Raw genomic sequence first — 15,287 nt, forward strand, 5'->3', positions numbered from 1 at the left:
ACGTTTATTAACTAGAGTAACATTAGATTTTAAATTTAATTAATAAGAAGAGTTTAATAGATTTGGACAATTATAGAGCATTATGAAATTTTCTCCAAAAGCCCTAATTTTTGATTTAAACGGAACCGTGATAGACGACATGGAATTCCATAATAAGGCATGGCAATCAATACTTAAAGAATTGGGTGCTGATTTAAGTTATGCTGAAGTTAAAAAACAGATGTATGGCAAAAATGACGAATTGCTTAACAGAGTTTTTGGTGAAGGTTACTTCACTCAACAGAGATTAGATGAAATCTCCATCGAAAAGGAAAAAATATATCAAGTAGCTTTCCTCCCTTATTTAAAACTTATTAATGGGCTGGACAAAATATTGGAAACAGCCAATGAAGCAAATATTCCCATGGCTATTGGCTCTGCAGCTATTCCATTCAATATTAATTATGTTTTAGATGGATTGCACATTCAAGAATACTTTAATGCCATTGTTAGCGCCGATGAAGTTAAAATAAGTAAACCTAACCCAGAAACATTTATTAAATGTGCTGAAAAGATGGGCGTTAACCCGAAAGATTGCCTGGTATTTGAAGATGCTCCAAAAGGCGTAGAAGCAGCCAAAAATGCAGATATGCCATGTATAGTTTTAAATACCACGCATAATGAAAATGATTTTAAGAATTACGACAATGTGCTAAAAGTTGTTAAAGATTACAACGACCCTATTTTCGAACTGCTATTAAAAAATTTCGATTTATCTTAGTAACGGTCTAACTACATCTGTTAAATCCCATTCATAGCATTACTTTTGATTAAATATTTGATACTAATGAACTATCGTTATCCCTTTGCGGCTTTACTTGTATCAATTTCTCTCTTTTTAATTTCTTGGGGATATACTGGACACAAAACAATTGGCTCGTTAACCGAAAATTACCTTACTCCTACTGCTAAAACTGCCGTAAAAGATTTATTAGGTGATAGCAGTATTGCTGATGCCTGCACTTGGGCAGATGATGCCCGGAAATATCCAGAACTTAAAGAAACTGCCAACTGGCATTTTCTAAATTTACCATTAGGCTTAAGTTTTCGTGAATTTAAGAATACAGTTGATACTTTAAAACAAGCTAATGTTTATAGCGCCTTAATTAACGCAGAAGAAACACTTAAGCAAAAGGACGCAACGAGGAAGCAAAAAATTGAGGCTTTAAAATTTGTATTACATTTTGTTGGCGATATACATCAACCCATGCACGTAAGCAGAGCTGAAGATAAAGGTGGAAACACAATTCAATTGAACTATGAAGGTAAAGGAACTAATCTACATAGTGTTATCGATACTAGATTATTGGAACATGGAGGTTTAAAGTATGACAGCCTAGCCGTAAAATTCAATCAAATACCAAAACGCAAGATTAGAAAATGGCAACGCGACCCACCAATTAAATGGGCTTGGGAGAGTTATCAAATAAGTTCAGAATTATACGCTGAGGTTGATGAGATGAAAACCAGAAATATTGGTGAAGAATATTATAAAAAGCATATCCCGATGATTGAGCGAAGAATACAACAATCATCAATTCGCCTAGCTGGTGTATTAAACGAAATATTTAAAGGCGTTGAATCGAAATAGAAGTTATTAACAGTTTTCAACAGGTGTTTATAATTATTTTAGGTTAAAAACCTTTCAATGCATAACTTGTTATCATTAAATAAAATCATCCTAAAATAAGTCCTGTGAGTGGGATATCCGCGAAGGGCAGGCACACCATAAAAGCAAAATATTAAACCAAAAAGTTAAAGCTTGCTATATGCAGGCTTTTCTTTTTTTACGCCATCTGCGACTTAGCGATAAAAAGTGTACCCTCATTTTTTAGCTTATAAAAATATTGCTTTTGCCCTTTTGCACATACGATTTGTATTTTTACCACAATGGCTGTTTTTCCATTCCGGTGTACAATGATATCACCCTCACGAATGTTATCTAAATCATTTACCGATGAATACTGATTCACTACTTTCATTACAATTGAGATGCTGATAATTATTTAACTGATTATAGGTTGGTTAAAAAATTGCAGGTTACTACATAACCTGCAATCCTCTAAATTAATCATTGCTTCCAATCCTGATAAGCGTTGTATGATTAGTACCAAATTAGGTATAATGTTAATTTATTAGCCGGTATGAATAAAGTGAATGAAGGCAGGTTTATACTATTAATAAATAAACCTGTAATAATGAACAAGATAAGATACCTTAGATATTTTCCAGGCAAGCTACAAGACTTTATTAAAGCTCGTAAAGGCAATTTTGTAATTTAAATTATACGAAAATGGCAGGTAGTTGCATTGAAAATGTGTAGAATACACCAGATTCTCTATTATCTTACAGTAAGAAAATGAATGAATAAATAGTGTTATTTGGGTATTTCGATAAAGAATGTACTTCCTTCATGCTCCTCACTTTGGAACCAAATTTTACCTTTATGCAATTCTACAATCGTTTTAATGATAGACATGCCCAAGCCCCATGAATCTTCACCGTGTAAACCCTCTCTCATGGCAATGCTAAAACGTTCAAACAAATAAGGTTGCAAATGCTTCGGGATACCGATGCCGTTATCGCTAACACAAATAAGAACCGACTTGCCCCTATCCTGTACTTCTATTTTTATTGTTCCATTTACAGGGGTAAATTTTATAGAGTTTGATATTAAATTATTTATTACCTGCATAAATTTCATGCTATCAACCATAGCATAGAGTTTTTCTTCGGTACTAACAAATTCAAATCGTCTGTATAAATTTAGCTCTGCATATTGATAAAAGCCTATAACATCTTTAATCTCACTAATTAAATCTGCTCTTTCTTTTCTAATATCAACTTCTGCAGAAGTTAAAAACTCGTGATTAATCAAATTTCTAATAAGCAATACGTTTCGTTCGCACATGTCTTTAATAAATGTGAGCGATTTCAAAACACGATCCTGCCCTTCAAAAAGGCTATTTTTCAGTAAATCAGATACTGCAAGGCTAATCATAGCCATTGGCTCTTTTAAATCGTGAGAAACAATTTCTAGCGTGGTATTTTTTTGCGCATTTATTTTTTCAATGTGAAAATTGTTTGTTTTAGCTACGCTAACGTCTTCTACAATGCCGCTTAATTGGATTAAATTATTTTCTGATAAAATTGGGTAAACACTAATTCTGATGTATTTGATAAAATTATCCTTGCAGGAAATTCTAAACTCGTATTTACGCCCAACCTTTTGCTCTGTACATTCATTGAAACAATCTATTGCTAAGCCTTTATCTTCAGCATGCACACAATCGAAAATTATCTGGGGATTATTTTTTGCCGATTCTAAAGAAATTTCGAAAATTGATTGGAATGCGGGACTTAAATAAGAAAATTTGTTTTCATTAATGTTATAAACGAAATATACGTCTCTGGATTGGTCGCCAATTTGATAAAAAATATCAGAGTTCAAGTCTTGCATAGGAATGATTAATTATCTACAAAATTAAAAATAACATCTAATTTTTTTAATTAAAATTTAGTGAGGTTATTATTAAGTATTAATACTAGATTACATTATTTAGCATCATTGACCTCAAGCCAATGTCCATCGGTATCTTTAAAATAAACCTGTTTAACACCATCAACCCTTAAAGTTACAGCACCTTCTTTACCAGGCCAATCTTCAAACTTAATATTTTTCGCTTTTAAAGTATTGACAAATGCATCTACAGATGGCACACTAAAACATAAATGCTCATTTTTATCATGCACTTCCGAAGTTTTTGCACCTTGAATCAAATGAAGTTGCCCTGCATTTCCTAAGCTAAACCAGGTATGTTTTCCATCATGAAATGGTTCAGGTATTTGAGGTAAATTAAAAACACTTTTGTAAAAGTCGGTAGCAACATTTAAATCGGTAACATAAACCGCAATGTGGTTTAAAACTGACGGACTTTCCTTATCGGTTTGTGCCATACATTTTTGAATAGGATTAAAAGCAATTAAGCTTACAATTAATAATGTAATTATTTTCATATAGATAATGATTTATCGGTGAAATTGAGAAAAGATTCTGGATCAAGTATTTTGCTACTCACCTAACAAAGCAGTTTTGGTTTCTATTAGTTTTCCCTGTTCATCCTCGCCCAAAACAGGAAATTTAAGATTTAAGCTTTTTAATTTATCCTCAATAATTTCGCTAATGGCCAAACGGGCAAACCATTTTTTATCAGCAGGTATAATATGCCATGGCGAATCTTTTGTAGCTGTTTCATTGATTGCGTCTTCGTAAGCCTTCATATATTCATCCCATAAAGCTCTTTCCTTAATATCACCAGATGAAAATTTCCAGTTTTTGGTTGGGTCATCTATTCTTTCTAAAAAACGCAGTTTCTGTTCATCTTTACTCACATTTAAAAAGAATTTTAATATCACGGTTCCGTTTGCAGTTAAATGTTCTTCAAAATTACGGATACTTTGATAGCGCTGCTTCCAAAAGTCTTTGCTAATTTTCTCAACCTTGTCATACCCAGGCAGACTTTCACTTAGGATATATTCTGGATGAACTTTGCAAACCAAAACATTTTCATAGTGAGAACGATTGTGGATTCCTATCCGCCCACGCTCTGGCAATGCTTTATAATGTCGCCATAAAAAGTCGTGTTCATACTCTTCAGATGTTGGTGTTTTAAAGCTAAAAACCTGGCAGCCCTGTGGATTTAAACCGCTCATAACATGCTCAATTGCACTATCTTTCCCTGCAGCATCCATTGCTTGAAAAATGATTAATAGAGAGTGTGTATTCGAAGCATAAAGCTTTTCTTGTAAATGATTAACTTCTATTTTAGAATGCACCAAAGCATCCTTTGCTTTCTCTTTATTGTAGCCACCTGTATAATCAGTCTTTGTATTTTTTATTGAAAATTTTTTATCTCCCTGTATTATCAGGCCTTTAAATTCGTTTTTCATATTTATAATTCTGTAATCAATTATTTAAATATAGACTAAAAAATAAGTAAATTAAATACGTTAATTTGCATTTGGAGTTTTTTATATTTAGTTCCAAAGCATTTACCCGATACATCATCTTAACCAATATGTTTAAAGAGATAAAAAACAAGTACTTACGTTATTCTGCTATAGGCATTTTCTTAATAATCATTTTCTTCTCTGCGCTTCAACTTAACTTTTTATGGCTGTTTGGTTATTCTCCAAGCTATCGGGATATAAAAATCCCTACGCTAAGGGTCGGTTCTGAGCTATATACATCAGATGGTAAATTAATTGGCAGATATTTTAAAGAAAACAGAACACCTGTAAATTATAATGAAATTGCTCCAGGTGTTATAAAGGCCTTGGTAGCAACAGAAGATGTACGATTTTATAAACATTGGGGTATTGATGTTCAGGCAGTTGGTCGTGCGGTGGTGGGCTTTGGTAAAGATGGTGGTGCAAGTACAATTACACAACAATTAGCTAAAAACTTATATAGAACCCGTTACAATAAATCGCAAGGTTTACTGGTAAAAATTCCACTAGTAAGAACCATAATTGTAAAGCTTAAAGAATGGATGACCGCCGTTAAATTAGAATCTAATTATTCTAAAAACGATATCATAACCATGTACTTAAACACGGTTTCATTTGGAAATAATGCTTACGGGATAAAAACGGCAAGCAGGATTTATTTTGATAAGGAGGCAAAGGATTTATCTACAACAGATGGCGCCATGCTGGTTGGTATGCTTAAAGGCACAACGCTTTACAACCCAACAAAAAACCCTGAAAAAGCTTTGGTGCGTAGAAACATAGTACTAAGCCAAATGAATAAATACAAATATTTAAGTAATGATAGCCTTGTAGCTTTATCTAAAGAACCAATAAAACTTAAGGAAGGAAAATTGGAAGATGGCAGCGATGGAGATTCTTACTTAAGGGCAGCCGTTGCAAAATATCTAGAAAAATGGTGTAAAGATAACGGGTACGATTTGTACGAAGATGGTTTAAAAATTTACACAACCATTGATTCAAAGCTCCAAAAATATGCTGAAGAAGCTGTACAAGAGCAGATGAAAACCATACAACGTAGATTTTATGGCGTTTGGGGAAATGAAGACCCATGGTACGATTCGGAGAAAAATAAGGTTGATTATCCTGATAGGGCAATGAAAAACCTACCCATTTATAGCCTGCTTCAAAAGAAATTTGCAAATAACCCTGATTCGGTTACTGCCTACTTTAATAAAAAGAAAAAGATGCAAATCTTTACTTATAAGGGCGATAGAGATACTTTATTCTCAACCTTAGATTCTATCCGTTATTATGGAAAAATCATGAATACAGGCATGATGACCATGGAGCCAGCAAGCGGAAAAATTAAAGTTTGGGTTGGTGGTATCGACCATAAGTTTTTTAAATACGATCATGTTAATCAGGCAAAAAGACAAGCTGGTTCTACTTTTAAACCTTTTGCATACTTAACGGCATTGGAGCAAGGGATGAATCCATGCGATAAATTTACTGATAAGCCAGTAAAAATTGCCTACCAAAATAAAGGTAAAACAGAATACTGGGAACCTAAAAATGCAGATTATAGCGTTACGTACAGAGAAATGAGTTTACGTTGGGCAATGGCAAAATCTGTTAATACCATAACTGCCCAAGTAACTGAAAAAGTTGGATGGGATAATGTTGTAAAATGGGCTCACGAATGCGGTATCGACAGTCATTTAGAGTCTGTGCCATCAGTCAGCCTAGGTTCTAACGATGTTTCTGTGTTTGAAATGGTTAAAGCATATAGTACATTCTTAAATAAAGGCGTTAAAACAGACCCAATTCTGGTAGAGAAAATTGCTGATCAGGATGATAATGTTATTGAAGATTTTAAACCAAAAACAAAGCGGGTTTTAACCGAAGAAATTGCCTGGTTAATGTTATACATGTTCCGTGGTGGTATGGAAGAACCTGGAGGTACATCTCAGGCTTTATGGGAATGGGATTTATGGGAAAAGAATAATCAAATTGGTGGTAAAACCGGCACTTCCTCTGATTATGTTGACGCCTGGTACATGGGCATTACAAAAGATTTAGTTACAGGAGTTTGGGTAGGTTGCGATGAAAGAACTGCTCATTTTAAAAATGGTGAACAAGGTGAAGGTTCTAGAACTGCATTGCCAATTTTTGCTAAATTTATGGAAAAGGTTTATCACGACCCTAATTCTGGCTATACTTATGGCCAATTTCCAAAAGCTACGGTAGAAATTACAAGAACAATAAACTGTCCAAGCCCGAGAATTGTTGAGGATACAACTTCTACAGATACTGTTTTGGTAGATTCGACAGATATTGTAGATCCACTAGCTCCTGAAACTACAACACCTACGCCAACTACAGAAACCGAAGTAAAAAAAGAAGAGAAAAAACCTGAACCTGTGCCTGTTCAGCCTGCAACTGTAATTCCATTATCTAAAAAAGAAGAACGAGAATTAAAGAGAAAACAAAGGCAAGAAGAGCGAGAAAAAAAGAAAGTCGATAATTAAAAATCTCCAATTATTCTTGGCAAAAGTGTTAAAATAAAAATAGTAATCTAAACAATTGCTATTTTTATTATTCAAATCTACATCAATAAAATTCTGCATATTTTAAATTTAACGTATGAAAATAAGCTCTACTATTTTTAAGCAGTTCTTATCAGTTTTACTTTTAGCTCTACTATCATTATCGGCTCAGGCACAATACTTTGGGCAAAATAAGGTTCGGTATAAAAATCTCGATTTTAAGGTTTTACAGACACCACACTTTGAAATTTATTACTACTTAAAAAATGAGAATTTATTAAAGAAATTTACTCAAGATGCTGAAACCTGGTATAAAATGCATCAGGAAGTTTTTAGGGATACTTTTTTAAAGAAAAACCCAATCATTCTTTACAACAATCATCCAGATTTTCAACAAACGACAGCGCTTAATGGCGAAATAGGTGTAGGAACTGGTGGTGTTACCGAAGCATTAAAAAATAGGGTAATTATGCCTGTGATGGAATTAAATAGTCAAACCCGTCACGTTTTAGGACATGAATTGGTGCATGCATTTCAATACCATTTGTTACTCGAAAAAGATTCTATTAGTTTGGAAAACGTAGGACAAACGCCCTTATGGATGGTTGAAGGTATGGCCGAATATTTATCTATCGGTAAACGCGATGCTTTTACATCTATGTGGATGCGGGATGCCATGTTAAATCGAGATATTCCATCATTAAAAGATTTAACGAACTCCAATAAGTATTTCCCCTACCGTTACGGACAAGCATTTTGGACTTACATTGGTTCGCAATACGGAGATACTACGATTGTACCATTATTTAAAAATACCGCCAAATATGGTTACGAAAACGCAATAAGATACACCTTTGGATATGATGATAAAACGCTATCTGGATTGTGGAAAAATGCAATCGATGCACATTATAAACCAATGCTAAAAGCCGATAGTGCTCAAGTTAAAATCACTGGAACTAAAATTATTGATAATAAGAACGCAGGTAACATGAACGTTGCTCCTGCCCTTAGTCCCGATGGAAAGTATCTTGCATTCCTATCTGAAAAGGATTTATTTGGCATCGATTTATTTCTTGCTGATGCCAAGACAGGAAGAATTATTAGAAAGCTGACCAGCCAAATATCAAACGGACATATTGATGATTTTAATTTTATAGAATCTGCTGGGGCTTGGTCGCCAGATAGTAAACAGTTTGCTTTTAGTATATTTTCTCAAGGCAAAAATCAAATGATGATTATCGATGTTGCAAATGGTTCTACCATTGTGCAAACAGCAATGGGAGATGTTTCTCAATTTGGAAATTTAACATGGTCGCCAAATGGTAAAGACATTGCCTTTTCAGGGATGGTTGAAGGCCAAAGCGATATTTTCTCTTATAATTTAGATACCAAACAAGTAACTCAAATCACAAACGATGTTTATTCTGATTATGCACCGAGTTACGCTCCTGATGGCAATAAATTGGTTTTTTCATCAGATAGGGCAGCAATAGAAAATAAAAACATAACTGCAGTACACCCGATAAACCTGGCAATTTTTGATATCACAACGAAAACAGTAAGTAATCTTGGTGTTTTTCCTGGTGGAAATAACTTGAATGCACAATTCTCACCAGATAGCAAGAACGTTTACTTTTTATCTAATAGAGATGGTTTTAGAAATTTGTACAAATACAATTTTGCAGATAATACTGTTGATCAGCTAACTGATTATTTCACAGGCATAAGTGGAATTACCGAATTCTCTCCAGCCATTTCGGTTTCGCAAACCAATGATATTGTTTATAGTTACTATCGTTACCAGCGCTACACTTTATACAATGCCAATCTTAGTAGCTTTAAGCCAAAAAGAATCAACAATCAGGAAGAAAATTTTGATGCCGCTATTCTTCCTCCTATGGAAAATATTGGTGTAAACATTATAAATTCTAACCTGAACAATTTTGACCGTTTTGAAAAAATTGTAGCCGATTCGATGAAAACGGTTCCATATAAGCCAAAATTTAGGTTAGATTATTTAGCAAATAGTGGCGTTGGCGTATCTACAAGCAGATTTGGAACAGGTGTACAAGGCGGTATTATTGGTATGTTTAGCGATATTTTAGGAACCAATCAAATCATCGCAAATTTATCAGTTAATGGAGAAATTTACGATTTCGGCGGATTGGTCGGTTACATCAATCAAAAAAGTAGAATAAACTGGGGTGTAGCGGTTTCCCATATTCCCTATGTATCAGGTTTTAGTTCGTATGGATTTGAAAAGGTTCCAAGTGGTAATACAACTGTCGACGCGATAAATTACCGTACAGATATCATCAGGACCTTTGAAGATCAGGTTCAGCTTTTTGCCTCCTACCCTTTTAGCAAAATTCATCGTTTTGAACTTGGCGGTGCTTTTTCAAATTACAGTTATCGCATTGATAGATACAGCAATTACTACAGTACAGATGGATTTTATTTAGGATCTGATAGAAGTAAGGTTTCTGCTGAACAAGCATCCTTAGATTACGGTGTACCATTCAATCCTTTTACATTATTCCAAGTTAATGCTGGTTTTATAGGCGATAATTCTATTTTTGGCTTAACAGCTCCACTTGACGGTTTCAGATACAGAGTGAGTGGAGAACTTTATTTTGGAACGTATAGATTTTCTGGGGTTACAGCCGATTTACGCAAATACTGGAGGATAAAACCAATAACTCTTGCTGCGAGGTCGTACAACGTGTTAAGAATTGGTAAAGATGCGGACAGGTTGTATCCTATGTATCTTGGTTACCCCTACTTAATTAGAGGTTACGAGGCAAATTCGATTTACAAAAATAATTCTGCAACGCTCGCAAATAATTACGACATCAATCAGTTAAGTGGAAGTAAACTGGTTGTATTTAATTTCGAGGCCCGCTTACCATTTACAGGACCAAAAAAACTCAGTGCAATTCCATCTAAATTTTTAGTCACCGATTTAAACTTATTTTTTGATGCTGGTGTTGCTTGGACGAACGACAGTAAAGTTGTATTTAAGAAAGAAGCAGCTTTTACAACAATACCAATTGTTGATAATAATGGGCAAGTTGTTGGTGAGAACCAAGTATCAACTGAAAGAATTCCTGTTATGAGTGTTGGTATTTCACTACGTGTAAACGTATTCAACTATTTCGTTTTGGAGCCATACTACGCTATACCTTTTCAACGTAAAGATGTGAAAACCGGCGTATTCGGTTTAACCTTTGCTCCAGGATGGTAACCCCCAGAAATCATTAAATTTTGGTCTGTGAAAATATAATCCATGGTTAGTGCTTACAGTAAGCTTCCATGGCATGTGTCTTCACAGACCATTTCTTATTTCAGAATAAAAACGAATATTTTATTTCGGTCTGTGAGGACACAGACCGAGGGCTAAAATAATGACTGATGAATAATCTTAATTCAACCTAAGACAAACTCGTAAATGACAATTTTACTTGATTTGTTATATTTCTATGTAGTAATATATTTTCAAAATCTAAACCAACTGTTAAGTCTATCCAATCAGGGTTGCAAGATCTTACCAAACGTTCTTTTTGCATGCGGGTAAATCTGCTAACCAATTTAAATCTGGCTAGTGCTTGCGCCTCTGTTTTAAATTCTTCGAAATAAACCAAGCGTGTTAATTGTTGTCCGTTATCAAAAAACAAGTTTGGCATCTGCTTGTAAAAATCTAATGTTTTAATCAAATCAGAACTCATGCCAACATGCATGCTTGTGCGATTTCTGTCGGTAACGATGTAAACAAACTTTTTCATAATAACGTGTTTATAAATTAAAACTAAACTAATTAGCATACTCTCTTGCAAATCAAAATAATATTACTAACTTTATGAGCATAAAATTACTAACTATTTTAGTAATTCCAAATTTATTTTAAAATTTATTTTTATGTCAAATATTTCAAATAATTTAAAGTACCTAAGGAAGAAAAAAGGCCATACACAGCAAGCATTCGCCGATTTGATGGAAATTAAAAGATCGTTGATTGGAGCTTATGAAGAAGATAGAGCTGAGCCGAAATATGATTTGCTAAAAAAAATAGCCGAATATTTTGATTTAACCATCGATGAATTCATCAATGAGAAAATATCTGACAGCTGGAAACCTAAGCCAAAAAGTTCTGGTTCTAACCTAAGAGTACTTAGCATTTCGGTTGATGCAAACGACAGAGAAAATATTGAGTTGGTTCCTGTTAAAGCAAGTGCGGGTTATTTAAATGGTTTTTCAGACCCTCAATACATTAGCGATTTGCCTAAATTTCAATTACCAATTCCGGCTTTGCGCCAAGGAACCTTTCGTGCTTTTGAAATTATGGGCGATAGTATGTTACCCGTTCAACCTGGAAGTGTAATTATAGGTGAATATTTAGATAATTGGAGTGAAGTTAAAACTGGCGAAACCTACATTATAATTAGTAAAAACGAAGGTGTTGTATATAAAAGAGCAGGCAATCGTTTTAAAGAAAATAAAGATTTAAAATTGATTTCGGATAATAAAGTATATGATGCTTATACAATTGCAGCCGATGATATTTTAGAAATCTGGAAAGCAAAAGCTTATATATCAACCTCATTGCCCGAACCAGCACCAGATCCAACTATGGAAACTTTGACCCAAATGATGGCGCAAATGCAAAAATCTATTTCTCAATTGAATAAGAATTAACATTTTTTAACAATGATAGATTAAACCCATAAGCCGTTTTGCCCTCTATTAGTTTAAACACATACAAAAAATGAAAAAACTAATTTTAACGATGGCAATTGCAGTAATGGGTTTTACTGCCGCATTTGCACAAGACTCTACAAAAAGAGCACGAAGACCAATGGCTAACCTAACTGCAGAACAAAGAGCAGAAAAGGCAACCGGGATGATGGATAAAAAGTTAAGCTTAACTGCAGACCAAAAACAAAAAGTTTATGCAATTGAGTTAAACAGAGCAAAAAAAATGGATGCTTTTCGCACTGAAGACCGAGCTGCAATGAAAGGAAAGATGAAGGATAGAAAAGCAGAAATGGAAAAAAGTAAAGCAGACCTTGATAATATATTAACTGCAGAACAGAAAACAAAGTTAGATGCTTTTAGAGCAGAAGCTAAAGAAAAAGGTGGACAAATGAGAAAAGGCATGGGAAGAGGGAAAAGAGATAAAGCCCCTGTAGTTTCTAATCCACCAGCACAAGGTTAAATTTAAATTATTTGAAATATTACAAAGCGTTTCGGTTAATCGGAACGCTTTCTTTATTTTTGAGCAATGGATAAAGTAGAACAATTTATTGCAGGAAAGTTAGAAGTAAGAAGGAATGATCTTTCCCTAAGAAAATTAAATACAATCTTCCCTCCTGTTGATTTTTGTTCTAACGATTATTTAGGTTTCGCTCGTTCTGAAGAGCTTAAAGCATTAATTGAAGAAGAGATTAAGCAAGTTTATAATTATAAAAATGGTTCTGGTGGCTCAAGATTATTAAGTGGAAATACGGAATACATTGAAAATACAGAACAATTTATTGCAGATTATCATCAGGCAGAAAGTGGCTTGATTTTTAATTCGGGTTACGATGCAAACGTGGGTCTATTATCCTCCATTCCACAACGTGGTGATACCATAATCACCGATGAATTAATACATGCCAGTATAATTGATGGTTGCAGACTTAGTTATGCAAATCGATATAAATTTAACCACAACAACCTTACAGATTTAGAAAGTAAGCTGAATATAGCTACAGGTAATGTATTTTTAGTTGTAGAAAGTGTATATTCTATGGATGGTGATTTTGCACCATTAGCAGAAATTGTATCGCTTTGCGAAAAATACAACGCTGCTCTGATTGTAGATGAGGCGCATGCAAGCGGAATTTTCGGAAATAAGGGCGATGGTTTGGTTAACCAATTGGGTTTGCAAAACAAGGTTTTTGCAAGAATCGTAACTTTTGGTAAAGCTTTAGGCACACATGGTGCTATTATTTTAGGAAGCCATAACCTACGGAATTACCTGGTTAATTTTGCCCGTTCGTTTATTTACACAACGGCGGCGCCTTTACACAACATTGCATCTATAAAATGTGCTTATAAATTGTTGGCTAAATCCAATGCATCAATTCTATTAAATAAAATTAAACTATTTAGAAGTTTAACTAACGAACTCGAAATAGAGGTTTTGGATAGTGAAAGTCCGATTCAAGGTGTATTATTTTCATCAAATGCAGAAACAAAATATGCTGCATCATTACTGCAATCTAAAGGCTTTGATGTTAGGGCAATCTTAAGTCCGACAGTTGCTATTGGTAAGGAACGCTTAAGAATTTGCCTTCATAGTTATAACACCGATGAAGAAATTACATCGTTAATTACAAATTTAAAGGAAATACAAAAAAATGGCTAAATATTTTGTTACCGGTATTGGTACAGGAATTGGTAAAACTTTGGTGAGTGCCGTACTTACAGAAAAACTTAAGGCAGATTATTGGAAGCCAATTCAATCTGGAGATTTAGAAAATAGCGATAGTTTAACAGTAAAAGATTTAATAAGCAATGAAATTACATACATCCACAAGGAAAGATACCGACTTACGCAGCCACTATCACCACATTTATCAGCAAAGTTAGATGGCATAGAAATCGAATTAAACCACATTAAAATACCTGAAACAAACAATAATTTAATTATTGAAGGTGCTGGTGGTTTAATGGTGCCTTTAACTGAAAAGCAACTTTTGATAGATTTGATAAAAGATTTTAATGTTGAAGTAATTTTGGTTTCTCAAAACTATCTAGGAAGCATAAACCACACCATACTATCAATAAATATGCTTCAGCAATATCAAGTTAAAATTAAAGGAATAATTTTTAATGGTGATGAAAACCTGGAAACACAACGATATATTTTGCAATATTCAAAAGTAAAATACCTCGGGAATATTCCTCAGATGCAAATTATAAATAAGGAGAGTGTTAAACGAGCTGGCGAAATGTTATTGCTTTAAGTAGTTATTTGCCTGAAGGTAATCGGCCCAAACTTTATAACCTTCTGCAAGTAAGTGCAAGCCATCTTTAGTAAGTTCGGCTTTTAAACGTTTGTTATCGTCAACAAAAACCGGATATAAATCTACAACAGTTACCTTTTTCGATTCGAATTTTCTGATTTCATCATTTAACCAAAGGATGTGATTATCCTTACCATAATGATTTTTGAACTTTTCAAAGCTGCTGTTAACAGGCAAAAGCGTAGTAAAATATATCTTCGTTTTCTTCGAGCCTTGATTTATCCTGTTAATCATTAATTTATAATTACGCAGAATTATGCTATCGGGGATATTTCTTGAGATATCATTTATACCAATTAAAATAAAAACTTTAGCCGGTTTCCTATCAATAACCTCCTGTAAACGTTCTAAAACACCAAACGTTATATCACCAGAAATACCTCTGTTCTTAGCTTGAGGTAAATTCAAAAGTTTAGCCCAATCGGTTCCGGCAGTAATGCTGTTGCCTAAAAATATGAAATCTTTCTTCGATTTTGGGTCGGCCTTAAATTTTGCAACTTGCTCTACATATTTGCCTGGGCGGTAAGTACTATCCCATTTAACAATTTGAGCATTTGCATCAATCATGTTAAATGCAAATGTTGCCAGTATAATAAAGGTAACTTTGGTTAGGAAAGATTTCATATCGAAGATTTTA

The 15,287-nt window shown here is 34.0% G+C and carries 14 protein-coding genes; 8 read left to right on the forward strand and 6 right to left on the reverse strand.

Translation table 11 applies throughout. From position 1 onward, the window contains the following. Positions 1-82 precede the first annotated feature (82 nt). Both ACFOWA_RS06035 and ACFOWA_RS06040 read left to right on the forward strand, forming a co-directional pair. Positions 83-760 (forward strand): HAD family hydrolase, encoded by a 678-nt coding sequence (locus ACFOWA_RS06035; RefSeq protein WP_378982809.1) that lies wholly within the window; start codon positions 83-85, stop codon positions 758-760. A gap of 66 nt (positions 761-826) precedes the next feature. Beyond that, a complete protein-coding gene (locus tag ACFOWA_RS06040) occupies positions 827-1,630 on the forward strand; it encodes a S1/P1 nuclease (protein ID WP_378982810.1) in 804 nt (267 codons plus the stop codon). A 196-nt stretch (positions 1,631-1,826) separates the two neighbouring features. Here the strand turns inward: ACFOWA_RS06040 and ACFOWA_RS06045 are convergent, their stop codons facing one another. The 4 genes from ACFOWA_RS06045 to ACFOWA_RS06060 all read right to left on the reverse strand — a co-directional run bounded on the left by ACFOWA_RS06045 (position 1,827) and on the right by ACFOWA_RS06060 (position 4,989). Then, positions 1,827-2,021 carry a hypothetical protein gene (locus ACFOWA_RS06045; RefSeq protein ID WP_378982812.1) on the reverse strand — a complete coding sequence of 65 codons (195 nt, stop codon included), beginning with the start codon at positions 2,019-2,021 and terminating at the stop codon, positions 1,827-1,829. Between the two features lie 395 nt (positions 2,022-2,416). Beyond that, positions 2,417-3,499 (reverse strand): PAS domain-containing sensor histidine kinase, encoded by a 1,083-nt coding sequence (locus ACFOWA_RS06050; protein ID WP_378982815.1) that lies wholly within the window; start codon positions 3,497-3,499, stop codon positions 2,417-2,419. A gap of 95 nt (positions 3,500-3,594) precedes the next feature. After that, positions 3,595-4,056: a VOC family protein gene (locus ACFOWA_RS06055; protein WP_378982818.1), complete on the reverse strand. Its 462-nt coding sequence runs from the start codon at positions 4,054-4,056 to the stop codon at positions 3,595-3,597. 54 nt (positions 4,057-4,110) lie between these two features. After that, the gene (locus ACFOWA_RS06060; protein ID WP_378982820.1) at positions 4,111-4,989 is read right to left on the reverse strand and encodes a polyphosphate kinase 2 family protein; all 879 of its coding nucleotides are present in this window, start codon (positions 4,987-4,989) and stop codon (positions 4,111-4,113) included. A 128-nt stretch (positions 4,990-5,117) separates the two neighbouring features. Here ACFOWA_RS06060 and ACFOWA_RS06065 point away from each other — a divergent pair, with 128 nt between their 5' ends. Together ACFOWA_RS06065 and ACFOWA_RS06070 are read left to right on the forward strand one after the other, a co-directional pair. Further along, complete coding sequence (locus ACFOWA_RS06065) at positions 5,118-7,559, forward strand: transglycosylase domain-containing protein (protein WP_378982823.1); 2,442 nt, start codon at positions 5,118-5,120, stop codon at positions 7,557-7,559. 115 nt (positions 7,560-7,674) lie between these two features. Further along, positions 7,675-10,824: a peptidase MA family metallohydrolase gene (locus tag ACFOWA_RS06070; RefSeq protein WP_378982825.1), complete on the forward strand. Its 3,150-nt coding sequence runs from the start codon at positions 7,675-7,677 to the stop codon at positions 10,822-10,824. Between the two features lie 187 nt (positions 10,825-11,011). On the opposite strand, the gene ACFOWA_RS06075 is transcribed toward ACFOWA_RS06070, so the two are convergent. Continuing rightward, complete coding sequence (locus ACFOWA_RS06075; RefSeq protein ID WP_123206429.1) at positions 11,012-11,362, reverse strand: GIY-YIG nuclease family protein; 351 nt, start codon at positions 11,360-11,362, stop codon at positions 11,012-11,014. A 133-nt stretch (positions 11,363-11,495) separates the two neighbouring features. On the opposite strand from ACFOWA_RS06075, the gene ACFOWA_RS06080 reads away from it, so the two are divergent. The 4 genes from ACFOWA_RS06080 to bioD all read left to right on the forward strand — a co-directional run bounded on the left by ACFOWA_RS06080 (position 11,496) and on the right by bioD (position 14,590). Next, positions 11,496-12,272: an XRE family transcriptional regulator gene (locus tag ACFOWA_RS06080; protein WP_378982829.1), complete on the forward strand. Its 777-nt coding sequence runs from the start codon at positions 11,496-11,498 to the stop codon at positions 12,270-12,272. A 70-nt stretch (positions 12,273-12,342) separates the two neighbouring features. Next, positions 12,343-12,792, forward strand: coding sequence for a hypothetical protein (locus tag ACFOWA_RS06085; protein ID WP_378982831.1), 450 nt, complete (start codon positions 12,343-12,345; stop codon positions 12,790-12,792). A 66-nt stretch (positions 12,793-12,858) separates the two neighbouring features. Further along, positions 12,859-13,989 (forward strand): aminotransferase class I/II-fold pyridoxal phosphate-dependent enzyme, encoded by a 1,131-nt coding sequence (locus ACFOWA_RS06090; protein ID WP_378982833.1) that lies wholly within the window; start codon positions 12,859-12,861, stop codon positions 13,987-13,989. Further along, complete coding sequence (gene bioD, locus ACFOWA_RS06095) at positions 13,982-14,590, forward strand: dethiobiotin synthase (protein WP_378982836.1); 609 nt, start codon at positions 13,982-13,984, stop codon at positions 14,588-14,590. Before ACFOWA_RS06090 ends, bioD begins: the two co-directional genes overlap by 8 nt. Here the strand turns inward: bioD and ACFOWA_RS06100 are convergent. Beyond that, positions 14,579-15,274: a GDSL-type esterase/lipase family protein gene (locus ACFOWA_RS06100; protein ID WP_378982839.1), complete on the reverse strand. Its 696-nt coding sequence runs from the start codon at positions 15,272-15,274 to the stop codon at positions 14,579-14,581. The two genes, bioD and ACFOWA_RS06100, sit on opposite strands and share 12 nt — an antisense overlap. Positions 15,275-15,287: the final 13 nt, after the last annotated feature.

This window comes from Pedobacter lithocola, assembly GCF_042650845.1.
Taxonomy (GTDB): domain Bacteria; phylum Bacteroidota; class Bacteroidia; order Sphingobacteriales; family Sphingobacteriaceae; genus Pedobacter; species Pedobacter lithocola.